We start from the raw sequence: 527 nt of genomic DNA on the forward strand, positions 1-527 counted from the left end.
CCAGCAATGGCACAACCCATAGTACATAGGGGGAAGTAGCTCGCTGGATCTGGTGTTGCGTCTCTTGCTGAATCAGCGGATGCAGCAGGGCGTTAAGCCAGTTTTTCTCTTCCGGGTTGGCGAAGATCCGCTCGCGCAAGGCCCGGCGCTGCAATGTTCCATCAGCAGCAATCATGTTAGCGCCAAAGTGATCAGCAATGGCATGTAGCGCAGGTGCACCTGGTTCAACCACCTGACGCGCAATAATATCGGCATCAATGACGTTAATTCCGAGATCAGCAAACGCATTGGCAACGGTACTCTTGCCACTGCCAATGCCTCCCGTTAAGGCAACTATATCCCTCATAATTTATATTCCCGGGAATTCATCATGATTATCAAAACGTTAAAAATGAGCGCACGAAAGCGAAATTGATGAAACGTTCGCTCACTATTTACCAGGTAAATTTATGGGATTGTAGCGTAAAAAAAGACAATTTCGCAGTCTTGCGCCGCATTGATTAGTGCGTATGATAACGTCACTGGAG

The 527-nt window shown here is 48.0% G+C and carries 2 protein-coding genes; one reads left to right on the top strand and one right to left on the bottom strand.

Annotated elements, in window-relative coordinates; translation table 11 throughout:
- A partial coding sequence (coaE, locus tag ACFFNX_RS52645; RefSeq protein ID WP_378213919.1) for a dephospho-CoA kinase occupies positions 1-346 on the bottom strand: 346 nt, incomplete at its 3' end.
- A 24-nt stretch (positions 347-370) separates the two neighbouring features.
- On the opposite strand from coaE, the gene ACFFNX_RS52650 reads away from it, so the two are divergent.
- Positions 371-415, top strand: coding sequence for a protein YacM (locus ACFFNX_RS52650; RefSeq protein ID WP_120795372.1), 45 nt, complete (start codon positions 371-373; stop codon positions 413-415).
- The last annotated feature ends 112 nt before the right edge of the window (positions 416-527 follow it).

It is taken from the genome of Actinoallomurus acaciae (assembly GCF_042429965.1).
GTDB classification, from domain to species: Bacteria; Actinomycetota; Actinomycetes; order Streptosporangiales; family Streptosporangiaceae; genus Actinoallomurus; species Actinoallomurus acaciae.